Raw genomic sequence first — 21,868 nt, 5'->3', positions numbered from 1 at the left:
CTGCCCTACAGTCCAGACAACTGTGAGGCAGGCGCTTTTATTTATAAAGAGTTGTGAATTTTAATATAAGAAACGTATATTGTTAGTAAAAATAAAAAAAGGAAAGACATCTTAGTAGCACTACTTCCCCAAGAATTGCTACTAAAATGTCTTTTGTGATGCTCGCTCAATTGAAGAGCCTTAAATAGGATATCGAATATCCAGTATAAATGCAAGTAAACTACTTTATAGTTAATATTAGTATACTTCATAAAATAATTTTTCAAAGAGAAAAAGGCTTGTTATGAGAAAAAATTAATTTTTAACTCGTTTTTTCTAAGCAAGATTCAGGTGAAAAAGACAATAATTACTGAAGCTGAATGGTAATTAAAGAGGTTCTTTGCTAAAATAGGAAAGACAAGAAAGTTTGGTTAACGAAAGAACCAAATCAGAAAGGAGGACAACCAGTGGAAAGTTGGCTTTTTTTACTACTGATTGCCTTGATTGCGTTTGTTGCAAAAAATCAAAGTTTATTAATTGCGTCAGTTGTTGTGCTTGCTTTAAAAGCTTTACCAAATAGTGCGAAAATCATGTCGTGGTTGTCAGATAAAGGCATTAATTTAGGCGTCACAATTATTTCAATTACCATTTTAGTCCCGATTGCTACAGGACAAATTGGTTTAAAGGATTTAATCCAATCATTCAAAACACCGATGGGATGGCTGGGGATACTTTGTGGAATTCTGGTGGCTGTTTTATCCTCAAAAGGAGTAGGTTTAATTAATCAATCGCCTGAGATTACGGTGGCCTTAGTTTTTGGAACGATTCTTGGCGTCGTTTTTTTAAAAGGAATTGCAGCTGGTCCGATTATTGCATCGGGCATGATGTATGTAATCATTACTACCTTTCAAGCCTTTCAACACTAAAAAAGCAAACAAAACGCGTAAACGTTTTGTTTGCTTTTTTAGTGTTGATAAATGTCCACATTACTATCTAATATGCCACTTTCATTTTTTAAAGTAATGGTTCCCGCATTCGGATGAATCACTAGCTGTAAATGCCCTGTTAAAAACATTTGGTCATACGTCGAAGTATAGACATGAAAAGAATCATTAGCAATTGTTTCGGTATAAGGCGCTTCTGCTTGATCAACAGGAACGATAATGAAACGATCGCCAATCATACAACAACCTTCTGCGGAAGAATAAGGATTAGAGCCGTCATTTGCTACCAATAAGAAGGTGTTCGTTTCAGTTAAGAAAGGGGCTAAACGTTGTTTTACTTCTTCAGAAATAGTCAGAGACATTTGCCTCACTCCTTTAAATAGTATGTAAAAGGAAGAGGGTAGCTTGTCGCTATGCCGCTCTTCAAAGGTTTTGTTATTTGCTTGTTTCTTTACTGCTTTTTTTGAAAAGAGCAATAGAAAAGGCGACAACTAAGACAACTGTTGCAGCTAAAACAAATGGATTTTTTGTTGCTGATGTGAACCCTAGGACTGTTGAACCAATCGCACCTACGTAAGATAAAATAATCGCTGCTTTCTTTGGTGTTGAAAGTTCTGTAAAGCTATCGCGGAAGGCGACACCTAAACCTAAAGCGCCAATAAAGGCAAACATCCCAAAAATAATGTGTAAAAAGACCATGAATTTCACCTCCAACAGTCAGTATAGAGAGAAATAGCTAGTTTGTAAACTAATTGAGCTTACTTGTGTTATTTATCACTTGATAAATGTCTTTGCCAATGCAAAAAAACAACGTACAATCAATCGGCAGTACGTTGTTTTTTAGTTTAATATAATTAGGAAGCAGAAGCCTTATTTTGCTGGATTTTTTTGATCGATTCTTCTGTTGGCGTCACATATAACGTTCGTTGGTTTTCATAAATCACATAACCTGGTTTTGCTCCATTGGGTTTATGCACATGTTTTACTTGGACATAGTCAACAGGCACTTGTGAAGAAAGTCGATATTTTGAAAAATAAGCTGCTAGAAGTGCGGCTTCAGTAAGGGTTTCTTCGCTAGGATGTGCGTCACGAATAATTACATGAGATCCAGGAATATCTTTGGCATGGAGCCAATAATCAGTTTTTTTAGCGGTTCGTAAAGTCAATTGATCATTTTGCAAATTGTTTTTTCCAACGAGAATAGGTGTGCTATCTGTGGCATAAAAAAGATCGGGTTGGCTTTTTTTCGGCTGTTTTTGTTTTTTATTTTTTTTACGTTTTAAATAGCCTTGCTCAATCAGTTCTTCACGAATCACTTCAATGTCCATTGGTGTCGCAATTTCAAGTTGTGCCACAACTGACTCTAAATAAGAAATTTCTTGTTGCGTTTGCTGAATTTGTGTCTTAACAACTCGGACAGCATTTTTCAATTTTTGATATTTTTGAAAATATTTTTGTGCATTTTGATTAGGTGAAAGTGCAGGATTTAGCGAGATACGCAACGGTGCATTTTCTTCATAATAATTTGGTAATTCCACCTCGGTGGCTCCTTTTGGGACTTGTGCCATGAAGGTTGTTAATAGTTCTCCGTCGCGACGGTAATTTTCAGCGTTTTCTGTATCGGCTAAGGTTTGTTGTAATTTTTTAAGTTTCTTTTGATTTCTTTTTAGTTCATTTTCAATTTTGCGAATTAGTTCGCCGCCTTGTTGTTTGACACGGTCTTTCTCTGCTTTACCAGAATAAAAGGCATCTAGTAATTCACTGAGTGTCGCATACGTTGTTTGTTCACCAACTAATGATTGATAAGGAATGGGCGTAAAATATTCCTTTTTTTCAGTGATAGTTAATGTCGGTACAACAGCTTCAGTGACTGAGGACCAAAATTCCGTCCAGATGGCCATTTTTTCATTTGGTTGTGCAAGTAAACGGGCACTTAATTCGTCTGCTGTATCTTTGCCTAGACCTTGGAAATGTTGTTGTAAATAGCGTCCGTTTAATTCAGGAGCTGTAGAAAGAAGCGCAAAGACTTCTTCTTTTGTGGCCGTGAGCGGATTAAGTCCCATTGGTTTTGGCGGTTCAATATAAGTTGCTCCAGGAAGCAACGAACGATAACTATTTTGGCTCATTCCAATGTGTTTTATCGCATCTAAGATTTTTCCAGAAGATTGGTTAACTAAAACGATTGTACTGTGACGTCCCATTAATTCAACAATCAAAACAATATTTTGTAAGTCACCTAGTTCATCTCTTTTTGAAAAGGTGAAGTGAATCACGCGATCATTTTCTATTTGTTGAATCGTTTCTAAAATGGCACCGTCCAGAAATTTTCGTAACATCATCACAAAATTAGGAGGTGTTTCCGGATTGCTATAGGTAATTGTAGATAGTTGTATGCGCGCATAACTAGGATGTGCTGATAATAATAATTTATGGTTTTTACCTTTCGCACGAATGACTAAAACGACTTCGTTTTCATAAGGCTGATGGATTTTTGAAATCCGGCCACTTACGAGTGTTTCTGTCAACTCATGAACCATGCTATGAGTAAATACGCCATCAAATGACATAATAAATCCCTCGTTTCTTTCCGACTAATAGCTTTATTATAGCGGAGTTTTTGAATTTAAGAAAGAAGCTTGTTAAAAAGGAGTTGGGTTTTCCTTAGAAAGCTGGGGAAGTTTGCTGGTTTTTTTAGTAATTAAAGCGCAAGGGTAGGCAAGAAAGAAAATGATTAGTATAATAGATAAGAACTAAAAGCGAGGAGCGATTAGAAGTTGAATAATTTTATGGAAGAACTAAAAGAGGCACTTTATGAATTAAGACAAAGAAAACTGTTAATGATTACCGCTATTGTAGCATTAGTATTAATAATTGGCTCAATCATTTTTATTCCAACGATGCAAAAAAATATTCGAGCTGCTCAAGTTGAATCGTTAGTCGCAGGACCCATCAAATCAGAGAAAGTCAGTGTCTTAGATTACAAAACAGCAGACAAGAAAATCCAAGAAACAGGAGCCATGTCAGTCATGTTTGCTAAACCGTCTGGCAAGCAATACGATCAAATGGTGAAGCTGTTTAATTCAGATAAAATGAATGAATTTCATCGATCGCTGTATATCTATCCGTTAATTTATAATGCTGGCAAAGCACAAGAGCAATACAATGTTAGCGGCGATGAGATCACGCTTGTTTTCTTTGAAAACGGCAAAGAAAAGACACGGACGGTTGTCGAAAAATCTATGGATTTAAAAACACAATTAATACCAGAATTAAATCGATTACCAATGGCTGGCGTTTTGAAAGACCAGCAAAAAGCGGCGCAAGAAGCTGAAAAAGAAGCAGCAAAGACCGCTGAAACACAGACGACGACCAGCACGACTGGCGTTGCTAAATCTACTGAAACGACGACAGAAAGTACTGATACAGTACCAGAAACTGGTGAATAATAGCTAGCTATGTTAAACTTAGATTGTAGAAAGTTTTAAGGAATTAGAAAGAGGGGATTTTCGATGGCATTAGTAATTTCAATGACGATTTTAGTAAGTTTATGGCTGATTCAATCGCAAAAACAAGCAGTTAAAGTTCCCGTGAAAATTGAAAGAAACCGAAACAATTAAGTGGTAAATATGCTGAAATAAAGAAAAACGAGCCTCTCATAAGAGTGGCTCGTTTTTTAGAAGTAAAAGAAATGCAAGAAAATAAAAACTTTTTCTTGACGAACAAAATCAATATAGTGTAGACTACCTTTAACAACATAACTAGGAGGGAAAATACATGACACAATTATCTAACGTAAAAGAAATGCACCAATCATGGCAAAACTGGCGTAGATAGTTGTATGTATGATTCTTTCATAGATACAACTTTAGAAGACTTATTCTAAAAAGTGTATCTATGCTGGTTATATTCAAGAAGAAAAAACGACCACATAGAGGACCCATCTATGTGGTTTTTGTTTTGCATAAAAACAACGACCACTCCTAAACACTTAGGATAAGTCGTTGTTTTTTTGCTACGAATCACTACGATTGGCACGAAGTGACAGAGTAGATGATGAGTAGCACAAGGTGAACGAAGAGAACGTTGTCACAATCGTAGAAAAGTGCTCCTGCGATTCTCACCAAAATTGCGATCCTCGTCGCAGTTAAATCCTGACAAGCACTACGATTGGCACAAAGTGACAGAGTAGATGCAGGCTGGGTATACTCGCCGAAGTTTAGCCTTTAAGAGTGATGAGTAGTACAAGGTGAACGAAGAGAACGTTGTCCCATTCGTAGAAAAAGTACTCCTGCGATTCTCACCAAAGTTGCGATCCTCGTCGCAGTTAAATCCTGACAAGCACTACGATTGGCACGAAGTGACAGAGTAGATGCAGGCTGGGTATACTCGCCGCAGTTTGGCCTTCAAGAGTGATAAGTAGTACAAGGTGAGGGAAGAGAACGTTGTCACAATCGTAAAAAAAGTGCTCCTGCGATTCTCACCAAAATTGCGATCCTCGTCGCAGCTAAATCCTGACATTTGTAAAAAAGTGTTCCTTGGATTTTGACTAAGCAGAGGATTACGAATCTCAGTTTCACTTTCAACGGAAGAAATGCCCTATAGATAATGGTTTTATTATTAAAAAGAAAAAGTTGCCAAACAAAAGGGCAGTTAGGAGAATGCAAAATGAAAAATAAACGTTTAACGTTTGTCGTGTCTTTATTAGCTATTTATTTAATTGGTGCTTTTTTTGTGAATCAAAAAGTGACAAATTCAAAGAAAGAAACAGTTACTGTAGGGGTTTTGCAGTTTGTCAGTCACCCCGCATTGGACGAAATTTATAAAGGTGTTAAAGAAGGGTTAAAGGAAAATGGCTATGACAAAGGCAAAAACTTAGAAATTATTTTTCAAAATGGTCAAGCCGACCAGAGTAAGTTAGCAATCATGAGTCAACAATTAGTACAAAAAAAGGCAGACGTTTTAATTGGCATCGCCACGCCAGCTGCGCAAGCGTTAGCCAACACTACCCAAGAAATCCCAATCATTTTAGGCGCCATTACGGACCCTGTTAGTGCTGGATTGGTGAAAGACAATCAAAAGCCAGGCGGTAACATCACGGGTGTTAGTGATCAATCACCTTTGTCAGCCCAGATGGATTTACTAAAAGAATTGATACCAGCTGCCAAAAAAATAGGTATTCTCTATGCTTCCTCAGAAGAAAACTCTCGATACCAAGTAGCTGAAGCGCAGAAAGCAGCTGAAGCCAAAGGATTGACAGTGAAAACATATGCTGTGCCATCAAGTAATGAAATTGCACAAACGGTTCAAGTGATGACTAAGGAAACAGATGTGATTTATATACCAACTGATAATACGATTGCTAATGCCATGCAAACGGTAGTCGGAGAAGCAAATCGAACCAAGACGCCGATTATTCCTTCGGTGGATACAATGGTAGAACAAGGCGGTTTAGCAACTGTAGGGATTAATCAACATGCATTGGGGGTACAAGCCGGCAAAATGGCAGCAGAGGTTCTGTCTGGAAAAAGTCAACCAGCAACTACACCCATTTATACCTTTAATACAGGCGACACAATTATCAATGAAAAACAAGCGCAAAAGTTAGGAATTACGATTCCCGCGGAGTTAGCAAAAAAATCGAAATTGATTAACTAATTATCAAAGAAAGTAGGAGAAGCGATGATTGTTTCAGCAATTGGACAAGGAATGTTATGGGCCTTGTTAGGACTAGGTATTTTTATGACTTATCGTATTTTAAATTTTCCAGATATGACCACAGAAGGTTCATTTCCGTTAGGAGGGGCGGTTTGTGTAACTGCCATTACAACAGGGGTTTCACCATTTGTAGCGACTCTTTTAGGGGTCGGAGCAGGAATGCTTGCCGGTTTAGTGACTGGTTTACTATTTACAAAAGGAAAAATTCCAATTATTTTAGCAGGAATTTTAGTGATGTCTGGTTTAAATTCCGTGATTTTATTTGTGATGAAGTCGCCAAATAAGTCTTTATTAAACCAACCGAAGATTCAAGATGTTTTTCAAAAAATGGCCTTACCCGATTATTATGATACTATTTTTTTAGGGATTAGTGTTTTGGCTGTGGTAATGATTTTACTGTTATTTTTCTTTAACACTAGTTTAGGACAAGCCTATATTGCGACAGGTGACAATGAAGAAATGGCTCGCTCGATTGGCATTCAAACGGATCGCATGAAAATTTTAGGATTGGTTTTATCGAATGGCTTGATTGGCTTATCTGGCGCTTTGATTGCCCAAAATGATGGATATGCGGATGTAAGTAAAGGAACCGGTGTCATTGTGATTGGCTTGGCTTCACTCATTATTGGTGAAGTACTGTTTGGAGAATTAACGTTTGGTGAACGGTTGATGGCGATTGTTGTAGGGAGTATTATTTATCAACTATTGATTTTATTAGTGATTAAATTAGGCTTTGATACGACGTATTTGAAAATCTTCTCAGCAGTGATTTTAGCAATCTGTTTAATGATCCCACAATTGAAAAAAGCATTACGACTACACGGCTTTTCTGATAAGGGGGAAACGAAATGAAACCAGTTGTTGAATTAAAAAATGCGACAAAAATCATTGATAATGGGATGAATGAAAAAAAAGTGATTTTGGATCATGTGAACTTAGCCATTTATCCTGGGGACTTCATTACTGTTTTAGGTGGAAATGGCGCAGGCAAGAGTACGCTATTCAATAGTTTAGCAGGAACTTTGACACTAACAGAAGGACAATTTTTAATTGAAGGAGTCAATCGCACCAATCTTTCTGAAGTCAAACGGGCCAAATCTCTAGCGCGTGTTTTTCAAGATCCTAAAATGGGGACAGCTCCAAGAATGACTGTGGCAGAAAATTTATTGCTTGCCATGAAACGCGGACAAAAACGTCCCTTAACATTACGGAAGATAAATGAGCAACGCGCCTTATTTACAAAAATCTGTCAAGAAATTGGCAATGGCTTGGAAAATCATCTGGATACACCGACAGGTAACCTTTCTGGCGGTCAACGCCAAGCCTTAAGTTTATTAATGGCCACTATCACAAAACCAGAATTATTACTTTTAGATGAGCATACTGCTGCCTTAGATCCCAAAACATCCAAGCAGTTGATGCACTTAACGGAACAACGGATTGAAGAAGGGAACTTAACTTGTTTAATGATTACCCATCGAATGGAAGATGCTTTACGATATGGCAATCGTTTAATTGTTTTACAAAAAGGTAAAATTGTTCAAGATTTAAACGCTGCTGAAAAAGCACAATTAACGCTACAAGATTTGTTGCTGTTCTTTGAAGAAGTAGAATAAAAAAACAAGCTCAGAAAATGAGCTTGTTTTTTTATTTTTTGACCAATCGGAAGAGTCGCTTGGGGAAAAAACGTTTGACAATTCGTTCCAGTAGCGAGGTCACCATAAAGCCCGCTGCGATAGCTGCAGCAGTAAAGACAACTTTTAAAATCAACTGCAAACCGTCATCAATATTTCCTAATAAAATGCTCCGAACCGCTTGATAGGCAGGGCCTCCTGGCACTAAAGGAACCAAACTTGGAATATAAAAAATAATCATCGGCATTTTTTTGTAACGGGAAAAAAAGATACTAGCGATTCCTAACCCGACCGTTCCTAAAAAGTTTGCAAAGGTTTGACTAGCATCAAAAGTTTGCGTTAAGAGATAATAAATCATCCAGCCTGTCATGCCAGTAATGCCACAAGCCACCAGTGCTTTACGAGGAATGTTCGTGATAATACCAAACGTCACAGTCGCTAAAAAACTAAAGAGAAGATGAAAAATTAGTTCCATTTGAACACTCCTTACATAAATAATTTAAAAATCAAGGCAATTCCCAGGCCAACAGACCCAGCAATAAAAATAGCTTCTGTCCCTCGCGCCGTCCCGCTGATGAGGTGGCCGGCTAAAATGTCGCGAAAAGAGTTCGTAATCGCCACACCTGGAACTAATGGCATCACCGCACCAATAATAATATTATCGATGTTGACCGCTAAGTGAAAATGCACAGCCAAATAGGCCAACAAACCAATGACAAAAGCGGCTGCGAATGAATCGAGGTAAGGAACTTGGAATAACTTTTGGGTAAAAAGATAACTAGCATACCCAATCACGCCAACAAAAAAAGTTGCAATAAAATCTTGCCAAGTGCCACCAAAAATGTACATTAACGTACAACTAACAATCCCGGCTGCTAACAAGCGTAACGAAATTGAAAAAGTGGGGGTATCCGTTTCTAATAGAGTTAAACGCTGATAAAGCTCTGGTAAAGTAATATCTTTTTGCGCAAATTCTCTTGATAATTGATTGACAAGGCTAACTTTTTCCAAATTAATCGAGCGCTGGGGGATGTTTTCTAATTGCGTATAATTACTGGAACGAAAACCCACGAAAATCCCTGTAGCCGTCGTGTAACAAACGCTCTCTGGCTCGCCAGCATTTGTAGCAATCCGAGTAATTGTATCTTCGGTTCTATATACTTCAGATCCGCTTTCCAGCATAATTTTTCCAGCTAAAATGCAAGTATCAATAATTAATTGTTTTCTTTTTTCGCTATTAACCAAAGGAATGGCTCCTTTCATTTCGAGTTCACTTTTAGTGTATCATTTTTTTTAAGAACTGTACGCAATTTAAAACAGAGATAGAAAAAAAGTGTGATTTTTTACAAAAATGAAACGAATCTTAAGAATAAATGAAAACAAATAAGGAATTAGTAAAAATTATGGGTTAGTTGTAAGAATCTAGGATCTTTCCTTGCATTTTAGTAGGAAACATCCTATCCTAAACATAGAAAAACAAAGGGGTCAATAAAAATGGACAACCAATGGTTACTCTACGGAATTAGCAGTGTTGTATTAATTATTTTAATCAGAAGAACAATCCTATCAGGAAACATCGTATTAAGTTGTTTGTTGGGAGCGATTTTGCTGATTCAAGTAGTGGGAGTAGCTCTCTGTGCACAGCAGAAAAAGAAAAATGAACATACAAAAGAACTACCTTCTTCTAAAGTACATCAATAGAAGAAGGTAGTTTTCTCTTATAGTAAATCAAATTTTTTCAAGCCATTAACAATGCCATTCTCAGTATTTTTAGTTGAAATAAAGGTGGCTTTTTCTTTTAGTTCTTCTCGCGCATTACCCATGGCAATTCCATAATCACAGGCCTCAAACAGCGCCAAATCATTGATTCCATCACCAAAGGCATAAGTGGGAATGCCGTTTAATCCCAAGGTGTTAAAAAGATTTTTGACACCAGAGCCTTTAGAGACCCCTTTACGAACAATATCAATTGAAAAAGGACCATTGCGATAAAAGGTCAATTCAGGAAACCGCTCATAGTAATATTCATCATCATCGCCATGTTGACTTAAGACCAACATCATGTTGACGGCATCATTCTCATAACCTGTGGGATCAATTTCTGGAACAGCTGAATGAATATAATCATAGGCTTGTTTCACTGTGCCAGTATGCCCTGTACAAAAAATACGGCGCTCATTGTAAAAAGCCAATTCATGACCACGCTGTTTGACATGTTCATGCAGTGAAACACATTCCTCTGTTGTAAATTCATCTGAATAAATCGTTTTTCCTTCATAATGAATAAATTGCCCGTTCATTACAATCGCTGAGTCAATACCACTGGCTTTCATGATTGGCTGAATCTCACACAAGGTCCGTCCTGTCGCAATTAAAGGTAAAATTTGATTGTCTTTCAAGGCCGCCACTGCTGCGGTAATCTCAGGAGTAATTTGCGATGTTCCATCTAACAAAGTTCCATCTAAATCAAAAAAAGTAATAGCTTTCATTTTATCCATACCCTAACATCCTCTCTACGCTTGTTATTTTAACAAACTTTTCTGAAAAGACAATGGGTTCCCATCGTTTTCTTTAAAAGAGCAGGAAAAAAAGTGATTTTTGATGGTTCTGTAAAGGATTTTTGAAGAAATATAGAATCGGTTGGTACAAATTCAATTTTAGAGTATACTACAATAGAGCAGTTTTATGAAAAGTGAATAAGGAGTGAATGAAATGAATATATTAATGATTGAAGACAATGAATCCGTCTCAGAAATGATGCAAATGTTTTTCTTAAATGAAGGGTGGGAAGCTACCTTTAAAGATGATGGCAAAGAAGGATTGGCGACTTTTCTTGCTTCGCCAGAAAAATGGGACATGATTACGTTAGACTTAAACTTACCTAGTATGGATGGGATGGCTGTTTGTCGTGAAATTCGCAAAGTTTCAGCCAATGTTCCCATTATTATGTTGACCGCTCGTGATTCTGAAAGTGACCAAGTAATTGGCCTTGAAATGGGTGCGGATGATTATGTGACAAAACCATTTAGTCCATTAACTTTGATTGCACGGATGAAAGCTCTACATCGTCGTGCCGAGGTGGCAGAGGCTGCGCATGATACGTCTGAGAATACAGATGAAACATTTGACGTGATTACGGATCATTTTAAAATGAATACGAAAACACGAGAAACATATTTAGATAATCAATTAATTGAAGGCTTAACACCTAAAGAATTTGATTTGCTATACACTTTAGCAAAAAAACCACGCCAAGTCTTTTCACGCGAACAACTACTAGAATTGGTTTGGGACTATCAATACTTTGGCGATGAACGGACAGTTGATGCCCATATCAAAAAATTACGACAAAAAATTGAAAAAGTAGGTCCTCAAGTCATCCAAACGGTTTGGGGCGTAGGGTATAAATTCGACGATTCAGGTGTTGCTTAATGAAGTATTTGTATCAACAATTACTTGCTTTTATAGGTGTGATTGCTCTGATAATTCTCATTGTCGGAACGTCTTTCACACAATTGACCAAGCGCACAATGCAAGAAAATAACTATGAACAGCTGTATGGTTATGCAGAATCGGCTTTAGAAACACGTGACTTTTTTATTAATGTCGCAGGCGTTTCGGATCGAGATGTTTTATCCTATTCATTTCAGTTGACTGAACGTGTACTCCAGAAGCAAGATGTGCAATTTGTGTTTATTAACAAGGACCGCGAAGTGCAGTACCCACCAGTTGATAGCACAAAAAAATTAGACTTTTCCTTAATCGATAAAAATTGGGATCAAATCATGAAAGGCAATCGTGTTTATGCAACAGAAAACATTGATATTTACGGGGCCCGAAATACTTCGTCCTATGTAATGTTACCGGTGTATGCATCAAATCAGTCTTCTGATAAAAAAGTGATTATTGGTTCACTCGTTATTACACAACCTGCCAAAAACGTTGACCGAAGTGTTCAGTCCGTGACACAAAACTTGATTAAAGGCTTTATTTTTTCTGGTGTGATTGCCTTGTTACTAAGTTATCTATTTGCGACTTTCCAAGTGAAACGAATTAATCGGATGCGTAAAGCCACCAAAGAAATTACTAGTGGAAATTTTGATATTCAATTACCGGTTCATGACAAAGATGAATTTGATGACCTAGCAGAAGATTTTAATAAAATGGCCGCGTCTTTAAAAGAATCACAAGAAGAAATCAATCGGCAAGAAGAGCGCCGTCGTCAATTTATGGCGGATGCCTCTCATGAAATGCGGACGCCTTTAACAACTATTAATGGCTTGTTAGAGGGATTGCAGTATAATGCTATTCCTGAAAATCAAAAAGAGAATGCGATTAAACTGATGCAGAATGAGACCGCTCGCTTGATTCGCTTAGTCAATGAAAATCTTGATTATGAAAAAATTCGGACCAACCAGATTCAAATTGTTGTGAAGAAGTTCAACGGAACAGAAGCTTTAGAAAATATTGTGACTCAACTAACGGCCAAAGCTGAAGCCGCCGGTAATCAATTGTATTTAGACACCACCGAACCAATTGATGTGTATGCCGATTATGATCGTTTCGTTCAAGTAGTTGTCAATATTGTTCAAAATGCCATCCAATTTACTGAAAATGGCGAAATTCATATTGCTTTAGAAAAAGGCTATTTAGAAACTATTGTCCGTATTTCTGATACAGGAATCGGCATGACGGAAGAGCAAATTCTGAATATCTGGGATCGTTATTACAAAGTAGATCCATCCCGTAAAAATACGAAATATGGAGAATCAGGATTAGGCTTACCAATCGTTCAACAATTGGTCCGTTTGCATAAAGGAAAAATCAATGTTGAAAGTGAACTTGGTAAAGGCACCACATTTATTATTTCATTTCCTGATGTTGAAATTACTGAAAACTAAAGAAAACGTCTGGTCACAATCAGTGCCAGACGTTTTTTTAGTTTAATAACGCATGTAGAGACAGAGGGTGCACATAGGGACTATCAATAATTTGTGGATCTTTTGTCAGAAATAGCAAGCGCTTGTTTCTTTTTTGAACTGCTATTTTTAATTGAGGTAAAATTTCTTGACGTTGTCCAATCGTTAATGAAGAAAAGATGTCATCAATCACTAATGTACTTGTTTTTGAAAGCAAAAGTTGTATTATGCGCATTTTAATTTTTTCAAAAGTCGTAAAAGAAGTAAATGAACGACCAAGTAAGGCAGGTTCTAATTGGAACACCTGGAAAGCTTCGGCTAGAACTACTTTTCGATCCCGTTCTTTGATCGTACTAGCGATAAATAAATTTTCTTCTAATGGCAAGTAGGGCAGAAAGGTTTCACTAGAAGAAAGCCTAGTAATGGTTAGTTGGTTTGTTTGGAAAACATCGGCCAATGCGAGTTCTTGTTCTGGAGCAGAATAAATGATTCCATAAACTTCTCGCAAAGCTAACGCGTCGAATGAGGATTTTTTTTCGGTTGTTTTTTTGAATGATGGTGTGACATTCATAGAAAATCCCTCCCTTATTTCTGATGTGTGCGTAAATAAATCAATGTAAAAGGAGTCCCGCAAACAAGAGGAATACCAAGCAAGATTAAGCAGTTAACAAAGCAATTACGGATTGTATAAAGTGACTGCATACTTTTAAAATCAAAAGAAAACGCTTGGATCGTTTGAATCCCTAAATGCTGGATATTTGTAATCGTGACATCCTGGTCGGTACTTTTAGCTAAAAATGCTGGAGTTTCCAAATGAGACCACTGTAAAATAGCATCACGAGCAGCCCAAAGAACAGTATTATACGTTTCTTGAAACATTAAAGTGAAAAGTAAAAAACTGAAAATTCCTAATAGAGCCGGTAAACATAACTCTAGTAAGAGCTGTTTGGTGACATACATATTTGAAAAGTGCATGTGATACCATGTATGTATTTCTTCCTTTTTTATGCGTAATGTCACATACATCAACAGAAGAAAAGTAACACCAAAGAAAATGACACTACCTAGATAGAGGTGCCAATAGTATTGGATCAGTTGGTAATGGTAACTAGTTTGTTTTTCAATATCGACAAAGTCTGGCATCGTTCGTAAAAACTCTTTTTCAAAATCAATCAAGTTAAACAGCCCTGTCAATAAGAAAGAGAACAGGAAGAAGAAGAGTGCAGTGATTAACGTGATTTTTTTATGATAAAAACTACTAGCTGTAGCGTAACGGACACTTCTCATCAACTTTCACCTCTCTAAACTATCTTTAGTATAGTGAAATAATATGAATTAATTATGAAAAAGTAGCAAAAAAGCTTGAGCAAATTGCTCAAGCTTTTTGAAGATTTATTTACCCGTTTTTTGATAGCCTTGATAACTGTCAGTGTGATATTCATCAACGGTTGATTTATTATTGTTTTTACTGTAAACACTCGTTGATTTTTCACCTTTTTCTTTTTCAATTGCTTCCAGTTGTTGCAATTGGTTCTTGTAATCATAGTCTTCTGGGTTAACTGGTTTTAAGCCGCTATTGGTATAGAAACGAAGCAAGTCACCGTTAGTAATTTGGTCAGACGTTTCTAATTGTTTCGTCGCTTTGGCTTTTAAATCAGCGACTTCTTTCTTAACTTCTTCGGTTGGCTCTGTAATTAAAGTGCCTGTTTTAGTATCGTAAATGCTAGAACCTAAAATAGTATATTTAGGTGTTACAACATTGCCGTTGCGGAAAGCAACGATTTGATTGTGTTGTTTAGAGAATAAATCTTGGCCTAACTGAATGTAGTTTTTCGTATCGACACCAAGCAAGTGTAGAAGGGTTGGTAAGGCATCAACTTGGCCGCCATACGTATGGTTCACACCGCCATTTTCTTGACCAGGAACGTGAATCATATAAGGAACACGTTGCATATTGGCGTTGTCAAAATCGTTCCAATCTGCTTTGGTTTTACCTACTAATTCTGCTAAGTTTTGGTTTCTTGAATTAGAAACCCCATAGTGATCGCCATAAAGAACAATGACTGAGTTTTCATAGAGACCTGAAGATTTCAAGTAGTTAAAGAATTCTTCTACCGCTTTATCTAAATAATTCGCTGTTGCAAAGTAACCATTAATTGTTTCGTCAGAGGTTTTTGCAATTGGGAATCCTGCTTCATCGTTTGTAAATTGAGAATAAGGATAATGATTGGATACAGCAATAAATTTAGAATAGAACGGTTGTTGTAAATGTTCTAAATATTGAACGGATTGATTAAAGAATGGTTTATCGTGTAACCCATATTGGAATGAGTTATCTGAATTAACATCATAATAACTAGCATCAAAGAAATAGTCATAGCCTAAACGTTTATAGGTTTCATTTCGATTCCAGAAGTTACCGGCATTTCCGTGGAAAGCAGCGCTAGTGTAACCTTGCGTTTGTTTTAAAATATCGGGTGCTGCTTCAAACGTATTTTTCCCACCAACTTGTGTAAAGAGTGAACCTTGGTCTAAACCAAAGAGTGAATTTTCAAGTAACGTTTCGGCATCACTTGTTTTTCCTTGACCAACTTGGTGGAAGAAGTTATCAAAGCTAAAGGTACTTTTACTATTGTAAAGACTATTGATAAATGGTGTGACTTCGTGTTCTACGCCATTTTCATCTTTTAATTTGTAATTAACTAAAAATTGTTGGAAACTTTCTAAATGGATATAAATTACATTTTTGCCTTTTGCAATACCAAACTTACTATCATCGGGTGCCGCATATTGTTGTTTCACGTAATCTTCAACTTGTTTCATATCGTTAGCACTAGCTTCTGCACGGACTTGGTTTGTTTGGTAAGTTGTAATGCCATCGTACACGGTAAAGGCATTTAAGCCTAAGAATTTCACGATATAGTCACGAGAGAATTGACGTCCTAATAATTGGGGACGTTCTGTTTCAGCCATAAATAGATTGAATAAGAAAAAGACAACAGAAAGGAGTGTGACAGAGACTGCTACACGTGCGCGGACTGGACGCGCATCTGTTTTAATTTTTTTCGTTAATAATAATACGCCAATAATAATGAAGTCTAAGAAATAAATGACGTCATAAGGTCTAAAGAGACGTAAGGCACTTTCGCCAAGACCGCTAGCTACTTTGCCAGCACCAAGCATCGTATTAACTGTGATGAAGTCAGTAAATTCTCGATAATACACGACATTTGAGAAGAGCAGTAAACTCATCAAGAAGTAAATAATCATCATTGTAATATAAGAAGCTTTTTTACGGCGAACATACAAAGCGATGGCTAATAAAAAGACCGTTGTGGCAATTGGATTAATTAAGAGTATGAAATACTCGTTAATATTTTCCAAACGTAAATGGAAATCAACGGCGTACGCAAAGAGGTTTTTTAGCCACAATAAGATGGCGATTAGCGAGAATAACCCCAGTCGCGTGTTCAAAATATTTGTTTTAAATAATTTTTTCAAAATAAACGTCCTTTCTAAACGATGATTCTATAAAAGTAAAATTAGGTAAATTTCGTATTTTACAATATCGCTTTAATTTTACTCTTTCACAAATTTTATGTCAATTCTTACCGAAGTGAGGAATGATGATGTTAAAGAAAACTTACTATTTCCTTAAACTTTTTAGTTCGTTAAATGACGTGAAGCTTGAATCCTTTAAAGACAGATGGGCCTTTTTTTGCTATACTAGATAGGACTTTGAAAAGTAGGTGTACAGAATGAAACTTCAAGTAACTAAAAAAGCAGAACATAAATTTAAAAAAGGATATCCTTTAATTCAGAAAGAAGATTTGCAACAAGTGCCAGCGCCGTTACCAACAGATTGGCTTACTTTGATTGATAGTAAAGGCCAGCGTTTAGCTGAAGGATATTTAGGCGAACAAAATAAAGGAATTGGTTGGTTGCTGTCATGGCATGGACCAATTAATCAATCTTTTTTTCAACAACTCTTTGGAATAAGTCGTGAGAAGCGGACGTCTTTTGAAAAGGATTCGCTGACAACCGCGTATCGATTATTTAATGGAGAAGGGGATGGCATTGGGGGAGTGATCATCGATCGCTATGCAGATTACGCCGTTTTTTCATGGTATAATGAAACCCTTTATCAGAAAAAAGCCGAACTTTTGACGGCGTTTCGCACAGTTTACCCTGACATTGTTGGTGCCTACGAAAAGATTCGCTTTTCCACAAAAGATTTACCAGAATCACAGTTTTTATATGGTGAACAAGCACCCGAGCCATTACTTGTCACCGAAAATGGCGTTCAATTTGCTACCTATTTAAACGAAGGATTAATGACAGGCATCTTTTTAGATCAAAAAGAAGTTCGTGGTCGATTAGTAGATGGTTTTGCAGTAGGGAAAACAGTCTTAAATATGTTTAGTTATACAGGTGCTTTTTCAGTAGCTGCCGCTATGGGAGGTGCCGTGGCCACCACTAGTGTGGATTTAGCTAAACGAAGCTTACCGAAAACGACTGAGCAATTTGAAGTCAATCATTTAAATCTTGCCGCGCAAAAGATTATTGTCATGGATGTTTTTGACTACTTTAAATATGCTTCACGTAAAGGCTTGAGTTATGACATGATCATTTTGGATCCGCCAAGTTTTGCTCGCAACAAAAAGAAAGTTTTTTCCGTTGCTAAAAATTATGGGGAGCTAGTGAAAGATTCTATTGATATTTTAACGGATAAGGGAACGCTTATTGCCTCAACCAATGCGGCAAATTTATCCTTAGCCAAATATCAAAAAATGGTGATTACTGCCTTGCAAGAGAAAAATGTCCGTTACAAGATTACGGACACGTATCAATTACCAGCAGACTTTCAAGTGAATTCTAATTTTCCAGAGGGGAACTACTTAAAAGTCCTGTTTATCGAAATTGAAAAATAATTTTTTACACCAAGCAAAAGTCCCAGCGCCGCTAATCGGCATTGGGACTTTTGCTTGGTGTTTATTTTATAGTAACTTTTGAGCTTTTTGGGTGTTTGCAAAATGCAGCTTCGCGTAGTTCGCTAATAAGTCTAGGCCGCCTTTTTTCAAAATACGGGCGGCTACTTGGTCTGATTTGCTGCCAGCACCAGAGGGCACAGAGAAACCCAATTCTGCAGATTCTTTGTCTAACTCTTCTAAAAAAGCAGCGCGGCTAATAATAGAGGCGGCAGCAACGGCAACATGATACTGCTCTCCTTTAGTGACGAAGAACAATTTTTCAGTGACTTGATTTTTTTCATTACGAACATATTTCCGATAGTTATTTTCAGGGGTGAACTGGTCAATCAAAATCCCTTCTGGCTTTGTGGGAGCCAATTCTTGCAGCAACAGATAAATCGCTTGGTTATGCAAAGCGACTTTCATGTGTACAGCATTGTAGTTTGGTTGGATCTCATTGTATTTTTTGGGTTCAACGATTAATAACTTGTAAGGAATCAGTTCTTTAATGACATGTGACAATTGAATAATTTGTGGGTCGGTTAATTCTTTGGAATCACGAACACCTAATGCTTTTAGTTTGCTAATCATGCTTTTGTCAACATAGGCAGCACAGACAGTTACAGGACCAAAATAGCTACCATTACCGACTTCATCGGAACCTATCACAGACCAGTTGCCAAAATCAGCAGGCAGTGTAGTAGTCTGGGGAGAAATTTTTTTCTTTGGTGTGGTACTCGTTCCTTCCCAACGAGCGGCCTCTTTTTCAGCTTGAGGTCCCTGAAACATGACTTTACCTGATTGATAAGCAGTGATGGTAGTGGTACCAACCTTGGCCACAAAGACAGTATAAGGCACCGTTTTATTTAAACGATTGGGTTGATAAACAGTGGTCATCTCTGCTAATGTTTTTTTACTAACTTTAATTACGTGATTCTGTGCCATCAATTGTTCCTCATTTCTTGATATTTCTTCTTTACTATAGTAAAGGAAAAACAAGTAAATGAAAAGGTTTTGCGTTAGCTTGTTCCTGAAAATGACAATGTTTAGGAAATGTATAATTTTTTTCTATAGTTGGACGCTAGTTGTTATCTAAATTTTTATTCAGTGCTATACTGTGGGAGAGAAGGAGACGATGAAAGAGTCGACTAGAACAAGGGGTGATGTGTTTGAGAAGAAAAAAAGAAATGCAAGAAAATGAACCAATAGCAGTGACTGCTAACGCGGAACGCTATTATCCAGAAGATAAACAAGGCTTGACGGCCGCACAAGTTGAAGAAAGAAAGCGAAAAGGCTTAGTCAATGCCGCCGTCGATACAGAGTTTATCACAACGAAACAGATTGTTATTAATAACGTATTTACGTATTTCAACTTAATTTTTGTGGTACTAGGTGTGTTATTAATGCTGGTACAATCTTATAAAAATATGACCTTTTTGCCAGTAGTAATCATTAATACGGTCATTGGAATTTACCAAGAAATTAAGTCGAAGAAAGTATTAGATAGCTTAAATATTCTAAACGCTACAAAAGTAACCGTTGTAAGGGATGGCCAAGAACAAGAAATTTCGCCAGATGAACTGGTTTTGGATGATGTGGTGCTCTTTAAATCGGGTGAACAGATTTCTGGGGATGCAATTGTCTTATCTGGTGAAGTCCGTGTGAATGAATCCTTGTTAACTGGGGAATCTGATGAGATTACCAAAGTAGCAGATAGCCAACTTTTGTCAGGTAGCTTTATTGTGTCAGGTTCTTGTTATGCAAGAATTGATAAAATTGGCGCTGAGGCCTATGTTCATCAATTAACGCTTGAAGCGAAGTCAATTAAAAAAGGGGAACAATCAGAGATGGTTGGTTCCATTAACCGTTTGGTGAAATGGGTAGGGATTATTATTATCCCAATCGGCTGTGTTCTATTTTTCCAAAGTTATTTCATCAACCATCAAGGGCTTCATGACAGCATTGTCTCCATGGAAGCTGCCTTGATTGGGATGATTCCGGAAGGGTTGTACCTTTTAACAACCGTTGCATTAGCTGCCAGCACAATGCGCTTAGCGAAGCGCGGCGTTTTATTGCACAACATGAAAAGTATCGAATCCTTAGCACGTGTCGATGTGTTATGTGTAGATAAAACAGGAACAATTACTGAAAACACGATGGAAGTCCAAGAGTTGGTTCCTGTGGTGAGTATCGAAAATGATGGTACAGACTTAACCAATGTCGAAAAATTAATTGGCGATTTTTGTCGAACAATGTCAGCTGACAATGATACGATGAAAGCGATGAAAGAATTTTTTGTTACTAATAATCAGAGGGAAGCCGTTAGCTATACCTCGTTTTCGTCTGTCGAAAAATTTAGTAGCGTGACTTTCCCAGAAGCGACGTATATTCTTGGGGCGCCAGAGATGATTTTGAGAGACAATTATGAAATGTATCAATCTGAAGTGGAACATTATACAAGTCAAGGCTATCGCTTATTGGTGTTCGGAAAGTATTTAGGAGAATTTCAGGAAACGTTGGCAGCAGAGGTTCAACCTCTAGGCTACATTCTTCTTTGGAATCCGATTCGTAAAGAAGCCAAAGCAACTTTTGAATATTTCGCTGAACAAAATGTGGCTATTAAGGTCATTTCTGGCGATAATCCTTTAACAGTATCCAATGTAGCACAAGCGGCAGGCATTATTGGTGCTGAAAATTATGTGGACGCGCGAACATTAACTACAATGGAAGCCCAGACAGAAGCTTTAGAAAAATACACCGTTTTTGGTCGTGTCACGCCAGAACAAAAGAAACAATTTGTACTATTGTTGAAAAAATTAGATCATACAGTGGCGATGACAGGGGATGGAGTCAATGATATTTTAGCCATGAAAGAAGCAGATTGTAGTATTGCCATGGCTTCAGGAAATCAAGCTACAGCACAAGCCTCGCAAGTTGTGTTGTTGGATTCTGATTTTTCAACGATGCCGGAGGTTGTCTTTGAAGGCCGCCAAGTAGTTAATAACATTGAACGCTCTTCAAGTTTATTCCTTGTAAAAAATATTTTCTCCTTGCTAATGTCTGTCTTTGCTATGATTTTTGCCGTGACATATCCTTTACAACCGACACAAGTCACATTGATTAGTTTATTTACAATTGGGATTCCTTCGACATTTCTAGCTTTGGAACCAAATCATCGTCGCATTGAAGGGAAATTTCTTTTCAATGTGTTATCAAAAGCAATTCCTGGTGGGTTAACGGATATGTTAGTAGTCGGTGCCTTACTAATTTGTGGTGATATTCTTGCACTTCAAAAAACGGACATTTCAACGACTGCAACATTGTTGCTAGTTTCAGTCGGCTTTATGGTTCTTTATAAAATTAGTTCACCAATGAATCGTTACCGCAAGCGCGTAATGATTGGCTGTTTAATCGGAATGGTTATTACAAGTATTTCCATGAAAAACTTGTTCTCGTTAACTTCGGTATCGCCAACAGCCTTGTTACTTTTAGCCATTCTTTTCTTTGCAGCAGACTCAACTTTCCAACATTTATCAACCATTTCTGAAAAAGTTCAATTATGGTTTTATAAGAAAAGACATTAGGAGCAAAACACCGAGCCAAAATTATTTTGGTTCGGTGTTTTTTGTTTTTTATTGTTGGGAAAAATAAAAACACTTGTACCTAGTTAATCCTTGATAGTATAAACCTAACCAATTATTTTAGAT

General features: G+C 37.2%; 20 protein-coding genes. 10 read left to right on the top strand and 10 right to left on the bottom strand.

All coding sequences use genetic code 11. The annotated features are described in order from the left end of the window. Nucleotides 1–446: 446 nt before the first annotated feature. The gene (locus tag IGI97_RS08785; protein ID WP_002357887.1) at nucleotides 447–905 is read left to right on the top strand and encodes a DUF441 domain-containing protein; all 459 of its coding nucleotides are present in this window, start codon (nucleotides 447–449) and stop codon (nucleotides 903–905) included. A 38-nt stretch (nucleotides 906–943) separates the two neighbouring features. Here the strand turns inward: IGI97_RS08785 and IGI97_RS08780 are convergent, their stop codons facing one another. From IGI97_RS08780 to efbA, 3 genes are all read right to left on the bottom strand, one after another. Continuing rightward, nucleotides 944–1,285 carry an iron-sulfur cluster biosynthesis family protein gene (locus IGI97_RS08780; RefSeq protein WP_002391631.1) on the bottom strand — a complete coding sequence of 114 codons (342 nt, stop codon included), beginning with the start codon at nucleotides 1,283–1,285 and terminating at the stop codon, nucleotides 944–946. A 73-nt stretch (nucleotides 1,286–1,358) separates the two neighbouring features. Then, on the bottom strand, nucleotides 1,359–1,622 hold the full coding sequence (locus tag IGI97_RS08775) for a hypothetical protein (protein ID WP_002381957.1): 264 nt from the start codon (nucleotides 1,620–1,622) through the stop codon (nucleotides 1,359–1,361). Between the two features lie 155 nt (nucleotides 1,623–1,777). Further along, nucleotides 1,778–3,490 (bottom strand): fibronectin-binding protein EfbA, encoded by a 1,713-nt coding sequence (gene efbA / locus IGI97_RS08770; protein WP_202522479.1) that lies wholly within the window; start codon nucleotides 3,488–3,490, stop codon nucleotides 1,778–1,780. 219 nt (nucleotides 3,491–3,709) lie between these two features. On the opposite strand from efbA, the gene IGI97_RS08765 reads away from it, so the two are divergent. The 4 genes from IGI97_RS08765 (at nucleotide 3,710) to IGI97_RS08750 (ending at nucleotide 8,254) form a co-directional block, all read left to right on the top strand. After that, nucleotides 3,710–4,369 (top strand): hypothetical protein, encoded by a 660-nt coding sequence (locus IGI97_RS08765; protein WP_438738803.1) that lies wholly within the window; start codon nucleotides 3,710–3,712, stop codon nucleotides 4,367–4,369. Nucleotides 4,370–5,588: 1,219 nt separating this feature from the next. Then, nucleotides 5,589–6,578, top strand: a complete 990-nt coding sequence (gene trpX / locus IGI97_RS08760; protein WP_438738436.1) for a tryptophan ABC transporter substrate-binding protein — start codon at nucleotides 5,589–5,591, stop codon at nucleotides 6,576–6,578. A gap of 24 nt (nucleotides 6,579–6,602) precedes the next feature. Continuing rightward, nucleotides 6,603–7,490 carry an ABC transporter permease gene (locus IGI97_RS08755; protein WP_002357879.1) on the top strand — a complete coding sequence of 296 codons (888 nt, stop codon included), beginning with the start codon at nucleotides 6,603–6,605 and terminating at the stop codon, nucleotides 7,488–7,490. Continuing rightward, nucleotides 7,487–8,254 carry an ABC transporter ATP-binding protein gene (locus IGI97_RS08750; protein WP_438738434.1) on the top strand — a complete coding sequence of 256 codons (768 nt, stop codon included), beginning with the start codon at nucleotides 7,487–7,489 and terminating at the stop codon, nucleotides 8,252–8,254. The genes IGI97_RS08755 and IGI97_RS08750 overlap by 4 nt, the downstream gene beginning before the upstream one ends. Before the next feature lie 31 nt (nucleotides 8,255–8,285). On the opposite strand, the gene IGI97_RS08745 is transcribed toward IGI97_RS08750, so the two are convergent. Next, complete coding sequence (locus IGI97_RS08745) at nucleotides 8,286–8,747, bottom strand: threonine/serine exporter family protein (protein ID WP_002377734.1); 462 nt, start codon at nucleotides 8,745–8,747, stop codon at nucleotides 8,286–8,288. A gap of 11 nt (nucleotides 8,748–8,758) precedes the next feature. Beyond that, entirely contained in the window at nucleotides 8,759–9,535 is a 777-nt protein-coding gene (locus tag IGI97_RS08740) for a threonine/serine exporter family protein (RefSeq protein ID WP_002395070.1), read from the bottom strand. A 231-nt stretch (nucleotides 9,536–9,766) separates the two neighbouring features. On the opposite strand from IGI97_RS08740, the gene IGI97_RS08735 reads away from it, so the two are divergent. Next, on the top strand, nucleotides 9,767–9,973 hold the full coding sequence (locus IGI97_RS08735; RefSeq protein ID WP_002357875.1) for a hypothetical protein: 207 nt from the start codon (nucleotides 9,767–9,769) through the stop codon (nucleotides 9,971–9,973). 17 nt (nucleotides 9,974–9,990) lie between these two features. On the opposite strand, the gene IGI97_RS08730 is transcribed toward IGI97_RS08735, so the two are convergent. Next, complete coding sequence (locus IGI97_RS08730; protein ID WP_002363786.1) at nucleotides 9,991–10,770, bottom strand: Cof-type HAD-IIB family hydrolase; 780 nt, start codon at nucleotides 10,768–10,770, stop codon at nucleotides 9,991–9,993. Between the two features lie 214 nt (nucleotides 10,771–10,984). Here IGI97_RS08730 and IGI97_RS08725 point away from each other — a divergent pair, with 214 nt between their 5' ends. Both IGI97_RS08725 and IGI97_RS08720 read left to right on the top strand, forming a co-directional pair. After that, nucleotides 10,985–11,704 (top strand): response regulator transcription factor, encoded by a 720-nt coding sequence (locus tag IGI97_RS08725; protein WP_002381953.1) that lies wholly within the window; start codon nucleotides 10,985–10,987, stop codon nucleotides 11,702–11,704. Then, nucleotides 11,704–13,173 carry a sensor histidine kinase gene (locus tag IGI97_RS08720; protein ID WP_002357872.1) on the top strand — a complete coding sequence of 490 codons (1,470 nt, stop codon included), beginning with the start codon at nucleotides 11,704–11,706 and terminating at the stop codon, nucleotides 13,171–13,173. Before IGI97_RS08725 ends, IGI97_RS08720 begins: the two co-directional genes overlap by 1 nt. 37 nt (nucleotides 13,174–13,210) lie before the next feature. Here the strand turns inward: IGI97_RS08720 and IGI97_RS08715 are convergent, their stop codons facing one another. The 3 genes from IGI97_RS08715 to IGI97_RS08705 all read right to left on the bottom strand — a co-directional run bounded on the left by IGI97_RS08715 (nucleotide 13,211) and on the right by IGI97_RS08705 (nucleotide 16,692). Beyond that, nucleotides 13,211–13,762 (bottom strand): hypothetical protein, encoded by a 552-nt coding sequence (locus IGI97_RS08715; protein WP_002357871.1) that lies wholly within the window; start codon nucleotides 13,760–13,762, stop codon nucleotides 13,211–13,213. Nucleotides 13,763–13,776: 14 nt separating this feature from the next. Continuing rightward, nucleotides 13,777–14,478, bottom strand: a complete 702-nt coding sequence (locus IGI97_RS08710) for a hypothetical protein (RefSeq protein WP_002357870.1) — start codon at nucleotides 14,476–14,478, stop codon at nucleotides 13,777–13,779. Nucleotides 14,479–14,583: 105 nt separating this feature from the next. Then, nucleotides 14,584–16,692 carry an LTA synthase family protein gene (locus IGI97_RS08705; protein WP_002357869.1) on the bottom strand — a complete coding sequence of 703 codons (2,109 nt, stop codon included), beginning with the start codon at nucleotides 16,690–16,692 and terminating at the stop codon, nucleotides 14,584–14,586. Nucleotides 16,693–16,949: 257 nt separating this feature from the next. Between IGI97_RS08705 and IGI97_RS08700 the strand changes: the two genes are divergently transcribed. Then, complete coding sequence (locus tag IGI97_RS08700) at nucleotides 16,950–18,122, top strand: class I SAM-dependent rRNA methyltransferase (RefSeq protein ID WP_438738431.1); 1,173 nt, start codon at nucleotides 16,950–16,952, stop codon at nucleotides 18,120–18,122. A gap of 66 nt (nucleotides 18,123–18,188) precedes the next feature. Here the strand turns inward: IGI97_RS08700 and rnhC are convergent, their stop codons facing one another. Next, entirely contained in the window at nucleotides 18,189–19,106 is a 918-nt protein-coding gene (rnhC, locus tag IGI97_RS08695) for a ribonuclease HIII (protein ID WP_002393198.1), read from the bottom strand. A 218-nt stretch (nucleotides 19,107–19,324) separates the two neighbouring features. Here rnhC and IGI97_RS08690 point away from each other — a divergent pair, with 218 nt between their 5' ends. Beyond that, on the top strand, nucleotides 19,325–21,745 hold the full coding sequence (locus IGI97_RS08690; RefSeq protein ID WP_002382225.1) for a cation-translocating P-type ATPase: 2,421 nt from the start codon (nucleotides 19,325–19,327) through the stop codon (nucleotides 21,743–21,745). The last annotated feature ends 123 nt before the right edge of the window (nucleotides 21,746–21,868 follow it).

The organism is Enterococcus sp. DIV2419, assembly GCF_051711865.1.
Taxonomy (GTDB): Bacteria; Bacillota; Bacilli; order Lactobacillales; family Enterococcaceae; genus Enterococcus; species Enterococcus faecalis.
This window is presented reverse-complemented; position numbering and strand designations above follow the sequence as displayed.